An 18,366-nucleotide genomic window follows, 5' to 3' on the forward strand; every position below is an offset into this window, starting at 1 on the left:
CGCAAGTACGTCCGTGTAGGCTTGGCAGCCGCATCCATGCGGCTGACACCCCGCACTCCGACACCGCCCCGCCACCCCACGGATAGCCTGCTGTTGCTGTTGCTGTTGCAGTTGCTTCGGCCTCTGCAGGTGCAGGGCTGCAAGCCCTGCCGAACACCCCTACTTCCGCGGCAGGTAGGTCACCAGCGAAAGGTCGTGCCGGCTCTCCGGCACCAGCGCCACGTACTGCAGGTCCAGCAACCCGCGCGTGGGATGGTTCAGCTTCTTCGCACCCTCGTCGAACCGGCGCACGTCGTGCTCCGGCCACCACTGGCGAAACTCTTCACTGTGCGCCGCGATATCCTCGACCAGCGCCAGGAACGGCGCCTTGTCCGGCGCCTGCGCCATCGCCGCACGGAAGCCTGCCAGCAGGCCGCGGGTCATTTCTTCCCAGTTGAGGATCAGCGTGCGGTACGGCGGGTACAGGAACATCAGCCGCAGCGTGTTGCGCTCATGCGGCGCCAGCTGGCTGTAGTCGACAAAAAGCTCGGCGATGGCCGGGTTCCAGGCCAGGATGTCGAAACGGGTGTTGCGCACGTAGGCCGGGATCGGCTGCATCGCCTCCACCAGCTGGCGCAGGCCGTCGGTCACGCTCTCGTCCGGCGATTCCAATGGCACGCCGTAACCGGACAGCGCAAAGGCATAGGCGCGCTCGTCGTCGCTCATGCGCAGCACCTGCGCCAGGCGCTCCAGCACCTCGGGCGAGGCGCGCACTTCGCGGCCCTGCTCGATCCAGGTGTACCAGCTGACGCTGACCCCGATCGCCAGCGCCACTTCCTCGCGCTTCAGGCCCGGGGTACGCCGGCGCCCGGCCGGCAGGCCGAGCGTGGTGGGGTCGACACGGGCGCGACAGGCCTTGAGGAAGCCGCCAAGTTCCTTGCGTTCAGCTTCGCTGCGCATCATCGCCCCGTCCTACCCTTTGTAGCGTCGAGCCATGCTCGACGCATCCGCTAGCTCGCGAAAAGCAGCCGAGCACGGCTCGGCTCTACAGAAAGCCGGTTCAACCACCCTCGGCGTTGCGCACGAGGGCGATGATATCCGCGCAGGCGCGTCGATCAGGCATCGACGCGCTTGGAACCCACGGCCAGGCCGGCCTTCAGGCTGGCCTCGACGAATTCGTCCAGGTCACCGTCGAGCACCTTCTGCGTGTCCGAACGCTCGATGCCGGTACGCAGGTCCTTGATACGGCTCTGGTCAAGCACGTAGTTGCGGATCTGGCTGCCCCAGCCGATGTCGGACTTGGTGGCTTCCACCGCGTCCTTCTCGGCGTTGCGCTTCTGGATTTCCAGCTCGTACAGCTTGGCGGCCAGCATCTTCATCGCGTTGTCGCGGTTCTGGTGCTGGCTGCGGCCGGTCTGGCAGGCCACGACGATGTTGGTCGGGATGTGGGTGATACGCACCGCCGACTCGGTCTTGTTGACGTGCTGGCCACCGGCACCGGACGAACGGTAGACATCGGTACGCAGGTCGGCCGGATTGATGGTGATGTCGATGTTGTCATCGATTTCCGGCGACACGAACACCGAGGTGAAGCTGGTGTGGCGGCGGTTGTCCGAGTCGAACGGCGACTTGCGCACCAGGCGGTGCACACCGGTCTCGGTCTTCAGCCAGCCATAGGCATAGTCGCCTTCCACGCGCAGCGTGGCCGACTTGATACCGGCAACGTCGCCGCCGGAGACTTCCATCAGCTCGGTCTTCCAGCCGCGCGATTCGCACCAGCGCAGGTACATGCGCAGCAGGATCTCGGCCCAGTCCTGGGCTTCGGTACCACCGGCACCAGCCTGGATGTCGACGAATGCCGCCGCATTGTCCATCTCGCCGGAGAACATGCGCTGGAATTCCAGCTTCTCGACGTGCGCCTGGTGCTTGTCCAGGTCGGCGACCACGGCCAGCGCGGTGTCCTCGTCCTGTTCGGACTCGGCCAGCTCCAGCAGTTCGGTCGCGTCGGCCAGGCCGTCCAGTACCGAGGCGATGCCGCCCACGGTCTTTTCCAGGCTGGAACGCTCGCGGCCCAGGTTCTGGGCGTACTCGGCGTTGTTCCAGACGTCGGGGCTTTCCAGCTCCCGCGTTACTTCTTCAAGACGCTCTTTCTTGGCGTCGTAGTCAAAGATACCCCCGAAGCGACAGCACGCGATCGGTCAGATCGGTGATGCGCTGGCGGACAGGATTCAGTTCGATCATGTCGGCGGTCATGCATTCAAAAGATGACTGCGAATGATACCGCAGCCACCCGGCCCGCGGCGAGGCGGCCCGAACCCGGCGGTCGCGCGCCTGGACACGGGCCTGCACGATGCCGGTAGACTTCCCGACCGCCGCGGGAACAGGGGGACGCGCGGTCCATTCCCATCCAAGGAGCATCAATTCAATGACGATCATGCGTTCCACCCTCTGCCTGGCCGCCTGCCTGCTGGCCGCCAATGCCTCGGCCATCGACCTCAAGGGCCTGACCAGCACCGGCATGAAGGCCGGCAAGGCGCTGACCCTGTCCGACGCCGAGGTCTCGGCCGCCGCCGACCAGGCCTGCACCTACATGGACAAGGACAACCAGGTGGTTGCCGGCAATGATCCCTATGCCCAGCGCCTGGCCAAGATCACCCAGGGCCTGGCCAACGAGGACGGCCTGAACCTGAACTTCAAGGTCTACCGCACCGCCGACGTCAACGCCTGGGCGATGGCCAACGGCTGCGTGCGCGTCTATACCGGCCTGATGGACATGGCCAGCGACGACGAAGTGCGTGGCGTGATCGGCCACGAAATCGGCCACGTGAAGCTGGGGCACAGCAAGACCAAGATGCGCACGGCCCTGCTCGCCTCGGCTGGCCGCGAGGGCCTGGCCGCCTCGGGCAATGGCAACCTGACCCAGCTCAGCCAAGGCCAGCTGGGCGAACTGGCCGAAGGCTTCGTCAACGCGCAGTTCTCGCAGAAGGAAGAGAGCGCGGCGGACGAGTACGGCTACCAGTTCATGAAACGCCACAGCTACGACCCGGCGGCCCTGGCCAGCATGTTCCGCAAGCTGTCCAGCGAAGGCGGCCTGATGTCCTCGCACCCGGGCTCGGAAGCCCGCGCTGCGCGCATCGACGCGATGATCAAGAAGGACAAGAAGTAAGTTGTCTGCGGGCGGGCCGCATGGCCCGCCCGCTCACCCGCCCGCCAGGGCGAGCCGGAGTTGGGGCAGCTGTCGTCTACTGCACGGCACCTTGACGCCATCGGCCATGTGGAGCAGCGCCTCGCCGCCCTCCAGTGGCTCGATCGAGCGCAACTGGCCGCGATTGATCATCCAGCTGCGATGCGGGCGTAGAAACACGCCCGGGTCCAGCCGCTGCTCCAGCACGGCCATGGTGATCCGCAGCGGGTAATCATGGCCACGCACGTGGAGGTTCACGTAGTTGCCTGCCGCCTGGGCATATTCCACGTCTTCGGTGGCGACCAGGAACTCCTTGCCCAGCTTGCGCACCAGGAAGTGCTGCGGGCGCTCGACCGGCTCCACCGGGACGCCAACGTCAGGCTCGGCCAGCAGGCTCGCCTCGCCCTGGCGCCGCCGCCCAAGCCAGCTGGCCAGGTGCTCCAGCGCCACGAACAGCGCAAACGTACGCACATCCTTCAGGTATTCGTAGGCAAAGCGCTCCAGCCAGCCGGCATCGTCCTGGTAGCGATAGCCCACTGCCGCGTAGGCCAGGTGCCGGACCAGCATCATTCCCACCACGTGAATCAGCGACCAGCCCACGCTGGCCAGCAGGTACAGCGGCAACCGCCGGCGCCAGGTATCGGCATGCAGGGGCCAGCGCTCGCACCCCCACCACAGCAGCGGCAGGGTCGCCAGGATCAGGCTCAGGCTGCTGAACTCCCAGATCAGTGGCTCCCACAGGCCCAGATCCGCGCCCCGGCGCCCTGCGTCCATCACCTCCACCAGCGCATTGCTCACCGCTGAAACTGACAGGATCGCGGTCCATACCAGAATGCGGGTTGACGTACGCCAGCGCGGCGGGCGCCCCTGTGCCATTGCTGCATCCATCTCGTTGCGGTGCTCCAGCGTGCCTCAAGGGGCCGAGGGTAGCGGCTCCACTGGTCCCCCGCCGCCCGCCATTGGTCACCTGGGCGGTACCGGCGGGCCCAGCGCCATGGTCACGGCGCGTGGCGGCGCTCACCGTGGCCTGACCTCCCTGCCCGGCCTGCCCATGAACCGACGCCACGACATCGACGCCCTGCGGGTGTTCGCCTTCGCCCTGTTGATCCTCTACCACACCGGCATGGCCTACGTGGACGACTGGGGCTTCCACCTCAAGAGCGTACATACCGCCGAATGGCTGCAGTGGCCGATGGTGTTCGTCAACCGCTGGCGGATGTCGCTGCTGTTCCTGATCTCGGGCATCGCCATCGCGTTGATGCGGCCGGAAGGCAGGGTGCTGCGCTTTGCAGGCCTGCGCACGTGGCGGCTGCTGCTGCCGCTGCTGTTCGGCATGTTCATCATCGTGCCGATCCAACCCTACTGCGAAGGGGTGGCCAACGGCCATGTCGCACCGGGCTTCGGCGCCTTCCTGCTGCGCTACTGGCAGGTGCAGCCGTGGCCGGAAGGCAGTTTTGCCGGCTGGCAGTACGGCATCACCTGGAACCACCTGTGGTACCTGGCCTACCTGTGGAACTACACGCTGGCGCTGGCCCTGCTGATGCCGGTGCTGGGCAGGCCTGGGGTGCGCAGGACCGTGGCCCGTGTTGCCGCATCGCCCACGCTGCTGATCGGCATTCCGTTCGTGCTGCTGCTGGCCTGGGTGGTCTGGCTGGAGCCGATCTACCCGTCCACCAATGCCCTGCTCGGCGACTGGTACCAGCACGCGAAGTACGCGACGGTGTTCCTCGCCGGCTACCTGTTTGGCCGCGAGCCCGTGTTCTGGGATCGAGTGGTCGCCCTGCGCCGCACCATGCTGTGGCTGGCGCTTGCCGCAGTCGGCTGGTACATGGGCCTGCGCATCCTCGGCCAGGTGCTGCCGGCCGACTCGCCGCTGCGGCAGTGGCCCGCTCCTTTCTGGGACCTGCAGGTCCGGACCAGCCAGTCGCTGTACGTCTGGACCGCGCTGCTGGCCATCCTCGGCTGGGGCAAGGTCTTCCTCGACCGCCCGTTCCGTTGGCTGCCGTACTGCACCGAGGCGATCTATCCCTGGTACATGCTGCACCAGAGCCTGATCATCGCGCTGTTGTTCTGGCTCAAGCCGCTGCAGCTTGGCGCGTGGACCGAGCCGGCGCTGCTGCTCGGCGGTACCGTCGGTGGCTGCCTGCTGATCCACGAGCTGCTGATCCGCCGCGTGCGCTGGCTGCGGCCGCTGTTCGGGCTGCGTGCCGAGCCACGATCATTGCCGACCGTACACGCCGCGACGGCGGCCTCATAGAGCCGAGCCCCTGCTCGGCTCCGCATCGACCCTGGGTGACTCATTCCACCGTGAACTCACCCACCAGCACGGTCTCGGCGCGGTCCTTCAGCCGCATCGTGACCATCTGGTCCTTCTGCTTCGGCGTGCCCCAGTGGGTGGTCAGGCGCAGCATCAGGGTGGTCGCACCGGTCACCAGCTGCTGGCGGCTGCCGAAGTAGTTCGCCTCCACCTTGTACCTGCCGGGCCTGGCGTTGCGCAGCGAGAACTGCTCCGGGCCATAGCCGCCGGTGAAGTCCTGCGACATCTGTCCGCCCTGATAGGTCAGGCGGTTGCCGTAGTAGGCACGCTCACCGTTCGGGTCGGTCACCCACAGGTCCATGTCGCTGTTGTCGGCATCCCAGGCCAGCACCACGCGCAGGTCCAGCGGCATCGCCTGCAGCAGGCGCGGGTCGATGCCCGTGGTGTCCAGCACCGGGCGGCTGCGTGATACCAGGTTGGTCAATTCATCCAGCGCGATCAGCGCAATACCATCGAAGCGGTTGTCCCACGGCCGCACCACCACCTGGTACAGCGGCGCCAGCGCCTGCTGCGGCTTGCCGGCGGCGGCCAGCGCCAGGCCGAGGTCACGGAAACTCTGCGGTTCTTCCTGGCCCATCGCCAGCACCTGTTCGAACACCGGCACCGCCAGTGCCGGGGCGTCGGCCTGCATCAACCGATAGCCGAGCACACGCAGCAGGTGGCGGTTGTCCAGGTCCATCTCGGCCAGGTTCGACAGCACGCGCAGCGCCAGCTCGCGCTGGCCCTGCTCCAACAGCAGATCGGCCACATCGAGGAAGAACGCGCTGCTGTCGGCATGCGCATCGCGCTCGGCCAGGTAGCGGTTGTACAGCTGCGAGGACGGCCCCTGGCGCAGGCGGCGGGCAATGGCTGAATCCGGCTGCCATGCGGCCAGCTGGATGCCGAGCTCGCCCTCGTTGGCGGGCCCCGCTTGATCGATGGCCGAACCGGTGACCACCACCGCGTCGAGCGCCTGGTTCGCCGCGGACACGGAGCGACGCGCGCGCGCGCTGCCTGCCTCTCTGCGCTGCTCGGCCGCGGCCGCCATCGGTGCAGGCGGGGCCGCCGGTGCAGGCGCAGCCAACATCGCCACCGGCGCCGATTCCATCGCGTAATCCGCGGACGCCACTTCCAGTGCCCTGCCCTTCAACTGCGGCGGCGCATCCTTCGGCCAGCTGCGGCTCCACCATTGCTGGCGCTCCTTCCAACGTTCAGCAACCTCGTTCAGACGCTCGCGATCGGCAGCGGCACGGTCGCTCACCTGCCGCGCGAAGCGGGCGTCATACTCGGCGCGCAGCTTTCCGGACGGACGGATCGCATAGCGCAGGTAGTCCTCCAGCGTCTCCAGCACGATCAGCGAGGCATCCGGCCCGACCAGCCCGAACTGCTGCGACAGGCGCTGCATTTCCTCGCGATTGCCACGACGATCGGCGGCCAGCTGTTGCAGGCGTGCCTGTGCCCACAGCCCCGCAAGCAATTCACCATCATCGCTTTTCTGTGTTGCTGGCAATGCCTGCCAATCACCGGCACCGACACGGACCCGCATCGGCACACCGTCAGCCGCCAGCCGGGCATGCAGCCACAGCCAGCCTTCGGCTTCGCTGCGACGATCAATCACCACGTCCTGCACACCACGCCCCGCGTCGACCTGTACATCCAGCGGCGGGGACAGCAGTGCGCGCGCGGCAGCATCGACGTCGGCTTCCAGGGCGACGAAGCGGCCGCCATGCGCTTCGCTCCAGCCACGCAAGCGCACTGCATCGGTACGTGCGCCGGCACTGCTGATCGCGAACAGGCGCTGCTTCGGCGCCATCGCCGGCAGCTGTTCCGGCCCGTAGGTCAGCAGGCCGTCGCTGATCAGCAGGTACTCCTTCACGCTCGGCTGCGGTTGCCACTGGGCCAGCGCACTGGCACCGTCCGGGCGCACCGCCTGCAAAGCCGCGCGCAGCTCGCTCCAGTTGCCTGCGCGGATACGGAAGCGGCGCACCGGCTCGGCACGGTCGCGCAGCACGGTCAGCGCGACCGTGCCATTGCCCATCGCGGCGAAGTAGCGATCCAGCAGCGCGAACTCACGCGCGCGGTCGCGCTGGCCGGAGGAACCCGAACCGTCCCACAGCAGGCCGACTTCGCTCGACGGCGTGCGGGGAGTACCGCTGACCGGCACCGGCAGCTGCGCCAGCAGATAGTGGCCGTCCTGCCACGGCGCCACCTGCACCTGCGGCTTGCGTTCGGCCGGCAGCGTCCATTGCAGCTGTGCCGGCAGCTGCGCGCCGCGGCCCTGCCATTGCAGCTGGCCCGCCGTGATCCGGAACGGTGCGGTACCTGCGGCCATCGCCCCTGGCGCCTGCACCTTCACTGCAACGGAGGCAGCACCGGCGGCGAACTGCAGCGGCAGCGTCCACCGCCAGCCCTGGCCCGAGAAGGCCAGCGGCTCGCGCAGTACCAGCTGCACGCGGCGACTGCCACCGGCCGGCAACGGGTAGATGCGCAGGCGGAACTGGTTGCCCGCCGTCTGCTCCAGCAGGCCGGGGTCGACGCCACGGCGGGCGATCTCCTCGAAGACCTGGCGGCCGCGGTCCTTGGGCACGGGCACCGCCTCGCGCAGTTCGCCACCGATATCCAGGGCAAACCCGGTGATCTGCTGGCCCTCGGCCAACGGGAACTGCAACTCCCCTTCCAGCACGCGCCGGTTCGGGTTATGGAATTCTAGGGTGATGCGGGTCTGGGCGATGCCGGCCTGGATGTCGCCCTCGATGCGGGCCTGGCGCAGCGCGATGGGCTGCTCGGCGCCGGCAACCTGCAGTAGCGGCGCCGACCGGACGGGCCGGACGGCCTTGGTGGACTGCGCCTGGGCAACACCGGCGACAGCGCAGAGCAGCAGGGCTATTACGGATGGAATCACGCGGCGGACGAGGGGCATCGGACTGCTCCAGCGGGAGGTTGGACGGTTCAACGCGTGGCTGGGGCAAATGGGGTTGGATGGGGAGATGCCGTCGAAACAGGCACTCACCCATGACTCTTTACAATCCAATGGGAGGAGCGCTAAGCATGAGCGGAAACTCGCCTAACCCGAGACAATACCCAAACGCCTCAACTCTGCGATCCCACCTGCCCAGTCTTCACGTCGCTTCCTTGGTGCGGCCAAAGGCACCACAAGCAACGCCTCCTCAGCAATCGACTCACCGAAGATGCCTAGTCTCGTGTGCGTCTCAGGGAACGCACTTCCAAGTCCACCATAGAGACCAACGAAGACACCACACATGATGTGAATGAATACACGCTCATAGCGGCGCTTCAATATCAGCACCGAATTGCGCAACGCGAGAGGTAGTCGACGGAGCTACCACGTCACCCTGGGGCGTATGACCACAGCGCTACAGCCACTCCATATCAGGCAGAGCAAGGCCAGGAACTAGAAGGCAAGAGCCTCTTTACCCTGAGTGACGAACGAGTTGCGACCAGCGCAGGAGCACCAAGTGATCATGAACGTGCCGATGCAGCGCAGTGCCCTCTGCCAGCAGACGCCTGCGCCAGCATCGTTCACGTCGGCGCCGATACCTGTGACCAGCCGTAGTCGCGTCGTAGGCCGATATCTACAGGCGGCGTAACTCACGGCTGATGGTCGCCGGCGAGCGCCCAAGACATCGGACGATGCTGCGCATACTGGCGCTTGATCATGATCACAGCACGTTTTTCTGCACTGAGGTGGTGATAGGTTCTTGTCGTTGACATGGCAACATCAGGACATGGGGGTATTGCGCTTGGATGTTTAGCCTAATCCGTGCTGAAAGTTCGTGCTAATCAGGTCACATCAAGCCTGCCGGACAATCTCCTCTAGAAAACCCACAAAACTGTCGGCAAACGGCTCATACGATCCGTCAGACCAATCCCGCCTGACAACGGGATACTCTCCGCCAACCAGCCCCTTGCTGGTATCGAAATAGAATGATTCATCCGTATCCGGCAGATGAATTGAGATATACCCGACCGACAGCTCGCCATCACGGGAATCCAACCTGAAATTGTAGATCAGATCACTATCGGAAATGTCACGCACATCCCGAGGCGCAAGGGTCAGAACAGGATAAGCGCCGACCCTCAGATTCCCATACTTGAGCAACCACTCCTTGTACGAATCAGGCAATGGAATCCCCAGCTCAGCTTCGGCCTCGCGGATAAGGCCAGGTTCAACCTGGCGCCCAGGAAATACCTTGACTCGCGGGTGCTGCGCCACCAGCGCCTCCAGATTATCAAACATGAACACACCTCATTGTCGGCAGCCAGCAAGTATTGATTGCGCTCTCGCCTTCCAATATGACTCCCTGAAGCTGTCGAATTGACTTGCCAGCAGGGACGCGCTTCCATCGTTATTTCTTCTAAAACTCGGATATCGAGGCAGGGTCTGCCTCTTGTTGTTTGGATTCCTCGGGAAAGGAATATGGAGAATCGATGTGTACTTCGAATGGATGGATGCCTTCACCTCAGCCAAGGAACCTCTCCGCCCATTCATCCCGGGCGCCTCGGTCATGGTCAGATGGTGCAACTGAACTGGCCGCCCATCTTTTCCGATCGGCGCCAAGCCCTCCGACATTCGGTCAAGATTCGTACCCCGCCTGAACTCACCCGTCTCTGCATCTTCCCACGACACCTTTCTATGAGGATTGAATGCATCATCATTCTGATAAACGGTTCTACCATCACTCGCCGTAGTCTTCCGGTACTTCAGACCCAACGGGTCGCAGTACGCAATTGCGTTTAGAGAATATTCGTATATGCACTCTCCTGCATCGAGACCGAGCGGATCCGGAGATATGAAGCTTCCGACCAACGGATCAAAGTATCGATTTCTATTGTAATAGAGACCTGTCTCAATGTCCCGATACTGCCCTTGCAGACGTATGAAGAACTCCATCCCGCCCTGGGTGCTGTTCTCATCAGCCCCCCATGACCCGTATCTGACCGCCCACTCATGTACTCCTGACGCATCCAGCGCTCTAACTACCGCACCATTCGGATCCACCCCAAATAGGCCCGCCCGAGCAGTACTGCATGCGGACTGATCCGCCAGCGACGCGGAGCTAGCCGGTGCTTTTCTGGTCGGGAAGGTCAAACTGGGGCTTTTCCTGCTCTCTGCCGAACGAGTGAGCTGCGCGGATGCCGGAGCAGTAGTCGATTCAAGCTTGTCGGTACACGCAGATCCCCTGAGTCCCAAGGAAGACGCACCCAACTGGCCAAGTCCACCACCAAACGAGCGAGACGTTGTCCTTTGCTCTACCTCACACCCGATTGCACCTGGCGGATCAACAGGGGCGACAAACGATGCGGCCTCGTGCACAGGATCGGGGGCTCCTGATACCTCCGAAATTGGAGCAGATATCCTCTCTAGATCGAGAGGTCTGACCCAGGCCAACGGCACAAACGTCCCGGGGTAGTAGACATACTCCCGCACCCGCTCATGCAGCTTTTCCAACCGCCGCTGCCGCCGCCTCATCTCCACCAGGCTGGCCACATTACCGACCCACACCGGCGCCGCCTCTTCGGCGTCGTTGGCCTGCTGCACCTCACCCAGCAACGCATCGCCATCCCAGAAGAACCACGTTGTCTGCGTCGGGTTACGCTTGAAAACCCGCCGTCCCAGCGGGTCATAGCCGTAGTACGTTGATTGCCCGTTGCGGCGGCTCTCCGCCAACCGATGGTTGGCATCCCAGATCAACGTCAGGTCATCAGGCGCATCTCCTTGCGGTGCGCCCTTGTGCACAAGATCACCCGCCCGGTCGAACACGTAGTGCACGCCCTGATAGATGCCTTCGCGCGTCCAGGTGGCCAGGTCGTCATCGTCGCCGCCCACTACCTTGCGCGCCTGGACCTGTTTCACTTCGGTGCGCAGCCGATCACCGGCGGGATCGTTGAAGTAGCGCTCGACCTTGCCCTTCGGGTCGATGTGCTGCAGCAGGCGCCCGATAGCGTCGTAGCGGTACTCGTCCACGCCTTGCGTGCTGTCGCTGCGGCAGGTCAGGTTGCCACTGCGGTCATAGTCGTAGCGAGTCTCGAACAGCGGCGCAGCGTCCTTCAGTACCGACTGCGAGGTCAGCAGGTTACGGCTGTCGTAGGTGAACTCGCGCTGTAAGTGCGGGCTCAGCTGCTCGCGCGTGGTGCGGCCCAGCGCGTCGCGCTCAATCGAGATCGGCGATTCGTCGTTGATGGCCACCAATACGGTCTGGTCGCGCAGGTCGTAGCCGAACGCCACCCGATTGCCGGCAGCGGTCTCGCGCAGCACGCGGTTGCCCACTTCATCATAGGCGTAGCCCACCCGGAACCCGTCCTGCAGTTCCTCCAGCAATTGCCCCAGCGGGTCGTACCGGCGCTTCACCGTACGCGCCGCATTGCGCAGCTCGACAATCTGTCCCTGCACGTCGTAGACGAAGTGTTCCTGTACCTGCTGACCAGGATGGCGCACATCCGGCAGCGTCTTGCGGGTGATGCGCCCAAGCTTGTCGGTGGTAAAGGCGATGCGCTGGCCCAGCGGATCCAGGGTCGCCGTCAGTCGCCCGGCAGCATCGTAGCTGTAACGCCGTGATTGCCCCCAGTAGTCCACTTCCTCGACGATGCGGCCCAGCGCATCGCGCACCAGCTGGTAGGTTTCGCCGCGCTGGTTGATGACCGCAACCAGCTGCTCTTCGGTGTCGTAGCGGTACTCCACGCTGTGGCCATCGGCCTGCACGCGCTTGCCGATCTGGCCGATGCCCACGTACTGCAGCCGCGTCTGCGCGCCTGCTTCATCGGTATAGCGCAGCAGTTGGTCTTCGGCATCGTATTCGCAGCGCACACCGCTGCCGTCCGGACCAACAGTGGCCAACAGCCGCCCCTTGGCGTCGTACTCGTAGCGACTGGCCTGCCCCAACGGATCCACCTGGCGCAGCAGGTTACCGAGCGGATCGTGCTCGAAGCGGCTCTCATGGCCGAGCGCATCAATGACGGCAGCCACCAGCCCATGACGGTCATAGCGCAGGCGTGTGACCGCATCGCGCGCGTTGGCCTGCGACTGCAACTGGCCTTGAGGGTCGTACTCGAAGCGGGTGGTTGCACCCAATGGATCGGTCTGGCTGACCAGCAGGCCTTGGCCATCGTATGCCTGCTGCCAGTCGACGCCATCCGGCGTGCGCAGCGACACCATATGGTCGTCCGGGTCATACTCCATCTGGATCGACGTGCCATCGGCGCGGGTCAGGCAGACCAGGTTGCCATGCGCATCATAGGCAAACGCCGTGCGCAGCCCTTCCGGGTCGGTCACCGCCACGGTCCGCCCGAAATCGTCGTACTCGAACAGCGTCACGCCATCGAGCGGATCGATCTCGCACAGCGGCAGCTGGTTCTCGTCGAACTTGACCACGCTCAGATGGCCGAGCGAGTCGGTCACCCGGGTCTCGCGCAGCAGCGCGTCGTACTCGAAGTGGTAGTCGTACAGGCCACCGTCGCCCCACGAATGCACCACCCTGCCCTGCACGTCGAACGCGTAATGGAATGACAGGCCAACGCGGTCGGTGTGCCGCACCAAGCGGTGCTGTTCGTAGGCGAAGGTGCGCGGCGCTCCAAGCGCGTCCACCGCCGCCAGCAGATCGCCGTCGGCGCTGTAGCGATAGCTCACCAGCGGATGCACCAGGCCGGTGGCCGGGTCATGCAGCGCCATGCGATCGATGTGACCGTGGCGCGCCTCCACTTCGATGAAACGGCCCTGCAGGTCGCCGATACCGCTTTCGACGATGCGCACCAGGTGGCCATCGCGACGCTCGAACCGCCAGTGGTTGCCGTGCGCGTCCTCGATGCGCTCGATCGGCCAGGATTGTGGATTCGGCAGTGCGCTCACGCCTGCCGGCAGTTCGCCGCCAAACACGTACTTCAGGCCGCTCTTGAAGCGCACCAGCCACTGCCCGCGCCGACGCAGCAGGCGCGCGCCATCAACGAAATCGAGGATGGCCCCGGCCTCGCCTTCAGCGGGCGGCAACTCAGGGAAGAACGCAGCCTGGTCCGGGCCGGACAACCACACGCTGCCGTCGTCCAGCAGTTCCAGGCGGATGTCGGCCGGCGTCTGCCAGCCCGCGCCGCACAGGCCGCGTTCGCCCGCGCGGCGCGAGCCGTAGCTGCGCTGCCAGGCAAAGGAAAGCCGCCCCGGAATGTCGAAGTCCTGGTGGTTGACCACCACGCTGCCATCGCGGATATCCACCGGCTCGGCACGCAGCACCTTGCATTTCAGGAAGCTGGAGGGCAGATGGCCCCACTTGCCGCGCCGCCAGTTGGCGAACGCATCCATCTTCTTGCGGAAGAAAGCACTCTTGCGCAACTTGCCCAGCCCGGCGAATGCGGCGCGGAACGCCAGCGCGGTCCATGACACCGTCGGCGGACCGCCGACGGTGACGCTGGTGGGAATGGCCACGTTCAAGCCGGTCGGCAGCGACATCGCGCGCAGCGGCTTCTTCGGCTTCTTCACCCGGAACGGATTGATCATCCCGGCCAGGTTGCAGTCCAGCACCGGCATCGCCAGCCGCGAGAACGGTTCGCCGTCGGCAGACACGGTACGGCTGCCCATGAAGATTTCTTCGCCGTCGAACTGCGGCCCCATCGGCGCCGCCAGCGGCGGGCCCCACACCCCCAGCGGAATGTGGATGTCCAGGCCGCCGGTGCCGGCAGTGCCGCGATGCACGCCATTGACCTTGATGGTCGAGCCGATGAACGGGATGTAATCGAACGGATCCAGCACCAGGCCGATGTGCGGCGTCGGCAGCGGGCACGGTGGCACCGCGTACATGTGGATGTCGATGCCCAGCTGCGGATCGAAATGCTTGGCGGCGATGCTCACGACAACACTCCCTGTTGCTTTACAAGGCGCGGAACAACGCGCGCAGGAACGCCTTTACTTCGTCACGGTACTCGGCGCTGATCCAGGTCACGACGATGATGCCCAGCACGATGGCCACCAGCATCACCACGGTCTTGTTCGACTTCATGCAACAGCCACTCCTGTAACGGTCGTTCCGGGGGGTACGGCCACGGGCGGCTGCAGCAGGCCACTGGAGTCGGGCAACGGCTGCATCGCTGGCGGCTCGCTCCACACCGGTATCTCGTGATCGAGCGGGTGTTCGATGGCCGGCAGGCCGTTCCAGCCCGGGTCGAGGAAGTCGCGGCCCACGGCCACGATCTTGCGGAAGAATTCGTCGCCGCCCTGAATCAACCGCTCGCGCTCCTGCTGGGCGCGGTGGAAGCCGCGTTCCAGCGCGGCATCCAGCTCCGCGTCGATGGCATCCAGTGCCGGCCGCACCGGCCGCGGGCCCAGCGCATGCCCCTGCGCGTCGGCCTTTTCCAGCAGGCCGGTGCTGGCCTGCAGGTAATCGGCGGCCACCTGCTGCAGCGATTCGCAGCGGCGCGCGTCCTGCAGTTGCAGCAGGTCCCACAGCGCCTGCGGCAGCGTGGTGGCCTTGCGGTCGGCCGGCGCCAGCGGCTTGGCGATGCGGATCGCCTCCAGCAACTGGGTCCGCGCCGCTTCGCGCTGTCCGGCCTGCAGCTGGCACCAGCCGGCCATGCGCTGGCCTTCCAGCGCGAACATCGGGTGCGGAATGCTCGCTGCCGACGTCGAGGCCTGCAGATAGGTCTGCGCGGCGCGCTCCGGCTGCTTGGCGGCCAGCCAGCAGCCTGCCTCGCCAAACCAGCTCTGCATCACCAGTTCCGGTGCAGCAGGGTTGCCGCTCAGGCGCGCGCCCTCGGCCGCACTGCGCGCCTGCCGGTAGCTGTTGATGGCCTGCCCGTGGTCGCCGTGCTTCAACCACGAACCAGCGACCATCATCTGCACCACCGATTGCTGGTCCTGCCAGCCATGGCGCTGCGCCAGCCCCTGTGCGCGCTCAGCGCGGGCCACCACCTGCGAGGGGCTGCCGCGTTCGAGCAGCAGCATCAGGTCGGCCAGCAGCTGCCGGTACAGCACTTCCGGGCCGCGGCCGCCAGACTGCGCGGCGGTATCGCGGGCGATGCCGAACATGTCGACCGGCGCACTGACCACGCGCGCGATCCTGCCGTGCCGGTCCAGCAACGACTGCCAGCGCGGATCCTCGTCGGTATCCACCAGCACCAGGCGCAGGCGCGGGCCAGGCCCGGCGGCCAGCGCAGCGTCCACCCAGCGCTCGAAACCTTCGCCGGGCACGCTGCGCTCCGGCTCCAGCACCGCCGCCAGCAGGCGCATGTGTTCACCATGATGCTCGATGAAGCTCTCCAGCACCTCGACCACACCCTGTGCGCTGTCCGGATGCCCTTCATGCGGGCCACGCCAGCCCAGCGTCACCTGCTGCGCACGCAGATCCTCCTGGCTGGCCAGATAGCGGTCCAGCAGGTCCTGCTTGAGCTGCCGGCTGTAGCGGAAGCCCAGTTCGTAGGCGGTATCGATGCGCAGGAAGCAGTCCGGCGTATCGCGTCCGGCATCGTTGCGCTGCATTTCGAAGAATGCGGCCAGCAAACGGCTCGCCGCCGCAGGCAGGCGCCAGACCAGCAGGCGCCGGCTGTTGTCGGCGCTGGCCTCCAGCCAGGCATCGCGTAACGCGTTCAGGCCGCGCAGCATGGGGGTGTCCTGCATCGTGCTTCTCCCTTGCGGCTCAGCAGTTGAGCTTGATCTCGCTGCCGTTGACCGATACACCACCGGCGTCGATCACCACTTCCGAACCACCGGCGGTGATCTTGATCGCGCTGTCGGTGATCTCGATGACCGAACCGCCGACCTTGCTGGTGAGCTTGACCGCCGACTCCAGGCTCATTGCCCCGTCCGAGCCCTGGCTGTGGGTGCCGCTGGCATCCTGGCTGAAGTTGCCGGTGACATCGATGACGCGCTCGCCGACGTTGCTGTCGTCGACCTTGCCCTGCACCTTGCGCTTGTCCTGCCCGGTGATCGTCACTTCACGCGCGGCCTGCAGGGTCTCGGTGACCAGCCCACCGACGGTGCGGCTGGAGGTGGAGGTGACGGTCTCGGTCCAGGTGCCGGTGCGCTGGCTGGTGTAGTTGCCGGTCAGCGTGGTCTTGAAATCACCGGTGATGGTTTCGGTATAGCCGGCGGCGGCAATCGTCTTGGTTTCGCCGGTCTCGTACTTCTCGGTGACCGCACCGGTGACATTGGTGGTACGGGTGCCGGTGACGCCGAGCATATCGGTGCCGGTCACAGTGATGCCGCGGTTGCCGCCGACACTGATGTCCTGGTTGGCGCCGACGCCCATCGTGTGGTTGACCGCCACCGTGGTCGACTTGTTGTTCTTGACGCTGGCGTTCTGGTCGTTGAGCACGGTGGTGACCATGTCACGCTGGGCGCGCATGTTCAGCAGCTCGCCGCCGGCGCCATCGTGCATGGTGATTTCATTCCAGCCCGCGCCCTTGACCGTCTTCGACTTCAGGCCGCTGACCTCCATGCCGAACGGCGGCATGTTGTCTTCGTTGTAGACGCGGCCGGTGATGATCGGCCGGTCCGGATCACCGTCGAGGAAGTCGACGATCACTTCCTGGCCCACGCGCGGCGGCGACACGCCGCCCATGTCCGCGCCGGCCCAGGGGCTGGCACTGCGGATCCAGCACGAGGCGTTCTCGCGACGGTCCAGTTGGCGGTCCCAATGGAATTGCACCTTCACCCGGCCATAGCGGTCGGCGTGCAGTTCCTCGCCCGGCGGGCCGACCACGGTGGCGGTCTGCGGGCCCGGCATGCGTGGCCAAGGGGTGAGCCGCAGCGGGCGGTACGGGATGCGCCGCCGCAGCACTTCGGCCTGCACTTCCACGCTGGGCGCTTCTGCACTGCCGAAATCGGCGGCAAAATTATTGTGGCCTTCGCGCTGCATGCTGACCACGAAGAAGCTGCGATCGGTGTCGTCGCGGCCGATGAAGTCCGGATGCCGTTCCAGATCAAAGCAGCCGCCGGCCTCCATCTCGCCGGCATTGCCCGCACACTCGAACAGCTTGGTCGGCCAGGTCACTTCCTCGTTGCGCACCGCGGCCAGCGCCGTACCGATGCGGCTGTTCATAAAGCGCGCGGCACCGTCGTAGCGGTACTGCTCCAACGGCGGCAGCAGGCCCAGCGGCACCTGGTTGCCCTGGTTGCCATCCAGCCGTTCGCCCGGCTGCTTGAAGTCGAAGCTGCGCAGCGTCTGCACGCTCGGTCCGACCCGGCGCCGCGCCCCCCAGCGATGCAGGCCCGTGCTGGCCAGGGTGCCCTGGTCGGAAACAAACGCGATCGGCCGCGGCTCGCCATGGGCAGTGCTCAGCGTCGAATCGTCGCTGATCACCATCTCATGGCCTTCTTCGTCGTGGACGAAGCTGTAGTACAGGCCGGCATCTTCCAGCAGGCGGCTGACGAAGGCGAAGTCCGATTCGTTGTACTGCACGCAATACGGCAGCGGCGCCAGCTTGCCGGCATTGAGGTCGTAGCGGAACCTGGCCAGCTGCGCATAGCCCTCGAAGACTTCCTCGATGATCTGCAGCACGTTCCGGTCCTGGAAGATGCGGCAGTTGCAGGTGTAGTCGAGGAAGGCGAACCACGGCGCCAGCTCGGCACGATAGGCGCTGAACTGCGCCTGCTGCCCGGTGCTGGCGAACTCGCGCACGTAACCATGCACGCTGCGGTTGCCGAACTCATCGCCGAGCTGCAGCCGCAGCGGTTGCCCGACCAGCTGTTTCAGCTCCAGTCGCGGCTGGATCGAGAGCAGATCGATGCGGTACGCAAACGGCGCGGACACCGATTCGGCGCCGTCGAAGCGCTTGACCAGGAACGTGTCCGGATCCAAAGCGGTTTCGACGCGGATCAGGCGTCGGTCCTGGTGCAGGCGCTGCAGCGTGGCGCCGGGAAGCAGTGATTCGGCGTACATCGGGCGTTCCGTCGTCCCATGTTGGTCGT

Annotated in this window: 12 protein-coding genes and 1 pseudogene; 2 read left to right on the forward strand and 11 right to left on the reverse strand. The window is 65.5% G+C overall.

Features of this window, described 5'->3' with window-relative positions:
- Positions 1 to 159: 159 nt before the first annotated feature.
- The 3 genes from QRO93_RS12730 to QRO93_RS12740 form a co-directional block, all read right to left on the reverse strand.
- Positions 160 to 942 carry a helix-turn-helix transcriptional regulator gene (locus QRO93_RS12730; RefSeq protein WP_133934565.1) on the reverse strand — a complete coding sequence of 261 codons (783 nt, stop codon included), beginning with the start codon at positions 940 to 942 and terminating at the stop codon, positions 160 to 162.
- Positions 943 to 1,094: 152 nt separating this feature from the next.
- A protein-coding gene (prfB, locus tag QRO93_RS12735) for a peptide chain release factor 2 (RefSeq protein ID WP_012510936.1) occupies positions 1,095 to 2,220 on the reverse strand; the annotation gives its coding sequence in 2 pieces (ribosomal slippage) (positions 1,095 to 2,144 and positions 2,146 to 2,220; 1,125 coding nt in all).
- Entirely contained in the window at positions 2,143 to 2,415 is a 273-nt protein-coding gene (locus tag QRO93_RS12740) for a hypothetical protein (RefSeq protein WP_053510374.1), read from the reverse strand. Before QRO93_RS12740 ends, prfB begins: the two co-directional genes overlap by 78 nt.
- On the opposite strand from QRO93_RS12740, the gene QRO93_RS12745 reads away from it, so the two are divergent.
- Positions 2,405 to 3,145 (forward strand): M48 family metallopeptidase, encoded by a 741-nt coding sequence (locus QRO93_RS12745; RefSeq protein ID WP_080374907.1) that lies wholly within the window; start codon positions 2,405 to 2,407, stop codon positions 3,143 to 3,145. The two genes, QRO93_RS12740 and QRO93_RS12745, sit on opposite strands and share 11 nt — an antisense overlap.
- Before the next feature lie 33 nt (positions 3,146 to 3,178).
- On the opposite strand, the gene QRO93_RS12750 is transcribed toward QRO93_RS12745, so the two are convergent.
- The gene (locus QRO93_RS12750) at positions 3,179 to 4,039 is read right to left on the reverse strand and encodes a LytTR family DNA-binding domain-containing protein (protein WP_180878102.1); all 861 of its coding nucleotides are present in this window, start codon (positions 4,037 to 4,039) and stop codon (positions 3,179 to 3,181) included.
- Positions 4,040 to 4,214: 175 nt separating this feature from the next.
- On the opposite strand from QRO93_RS12750, the gene QRO93_RS12755 reads away from it, so the two are divergent.
- Positions 4,215 to 5,420, forward strand: a complete 1,206-nt coding sequence (locus tag QRO93_RS12755; RefSeq protein ID WP_180878103.1) for an acyltransferase family protein — start codon at positions 4,215 to 4,217, stop codon at positions 5,418 to 5,420.
- A 40-nt stretch (positions 5,421 to 5,460) separates the two neighbouring features.
- Here QRO93_RS12755 and QRO93_RS12760 read toward each other — a convergent pair whose 3' ends face one another.
- From QRO93_RS12760 to QRO93_RS12785, 7 genes and pseudogenes are all read right to left on the reverse strand, one after another.
- Positions 5,461 to 8,379 carry a VIT domain-containing protein gene (locus QRO93_RS12760; RefSeq protein WP_180878104.1) on the reverse strand — a complete coding sequence of 973 codons (2,919 nt, stop codon included), beginning with the start codon at positions 8,377 to 8,379 and terminating at the stop codon, positions 5,461 to 5,463.
- A gap of 679 nt (positions 8,380 to 9,058) precedes the next feature.
- Positions 9,059 to 9,191: pseudogene (locus QRO93_RS21620) on the reverse strand (helix-turn-helix domain-containing protein); the annotation flags it as partial.
- Positions 9,192 to 9,270: 79 nt separating this feature from the next.
- Complete coding sequence (locus tag QRO93_RS12765) at positions 9,271 to 9,717, reverse strand: SMI1/KNR4 family protein (RefSeq protein WP_180878105.1); 447 nt, start codon at positions 9,715 to 9,717, stop codon at positions 9,271 to 9,273.
- Positions 9,718 to 9,726: 9 nt separating this feature from the next.
- On the reverse strand, positions 9,727 to 14,313 hold the full coding sequence (locus tag QRO93_RS12770) for an HNH/ENDO VII family nuclease (RefSeq protein WP_180878106.1): 4,587 nt from the start codon (positions 14,311 to 14,313) through the stop codon (positions 9,727 to 9,729).
- A gap of 19 nt (positions 14,314 to 14,332) precedes the next feature.
- Complete coding sequence (locus tag QRO93_RS12775) at positions 14,333 to 14,461, reverse strand: hypothetical protein (protein WP_006441023.1); 129 nt, start codon at positions 14,459 to 14,461, stop codon at positions 14,333 to 14,335.
- Positions 14,458 to 16,074: a hypothetical protein gene (locus QRO93_RS12780; RefSeq protein ID WP_180878107.1), complete on the reverse strand. Its 1,617-nt coding sequence runs from the start codon at positions 16,072 to 16,074 to the stop codon at positions 14,458 to 14,460. Before QRO93_RS12780 ends, QRO93_RS12775 begins: the two co-directional genes overlap by 4 nt.
- 19 nt (positions 16,075 to 16,093) lie before the next feature.
- A complete protein-coding gene (locus tag QRO93_RS12785; RefSeq protein ID WP_180878108.1) occupies positions 16,094 to 18,337 on the reverse strand; it encodes a type VI secretion system Vgr family protein in 2,244 nt (747 codons plus the stop codon).
- Positions 18,338 to 18,366: the final 29 nt, after the last annotated feature.

It is taken from the genome of Stenotrophomonas maltophilia group sp. Smal17 (assembly GCF_030237045.1).
Lineage (GTDB): Bacteria > Pseudomonadota > Gammaproteobacteria > Xanthomonadales > Xanthomonadaceae > Stenotrophomonas > Stenotrophomonas forensis.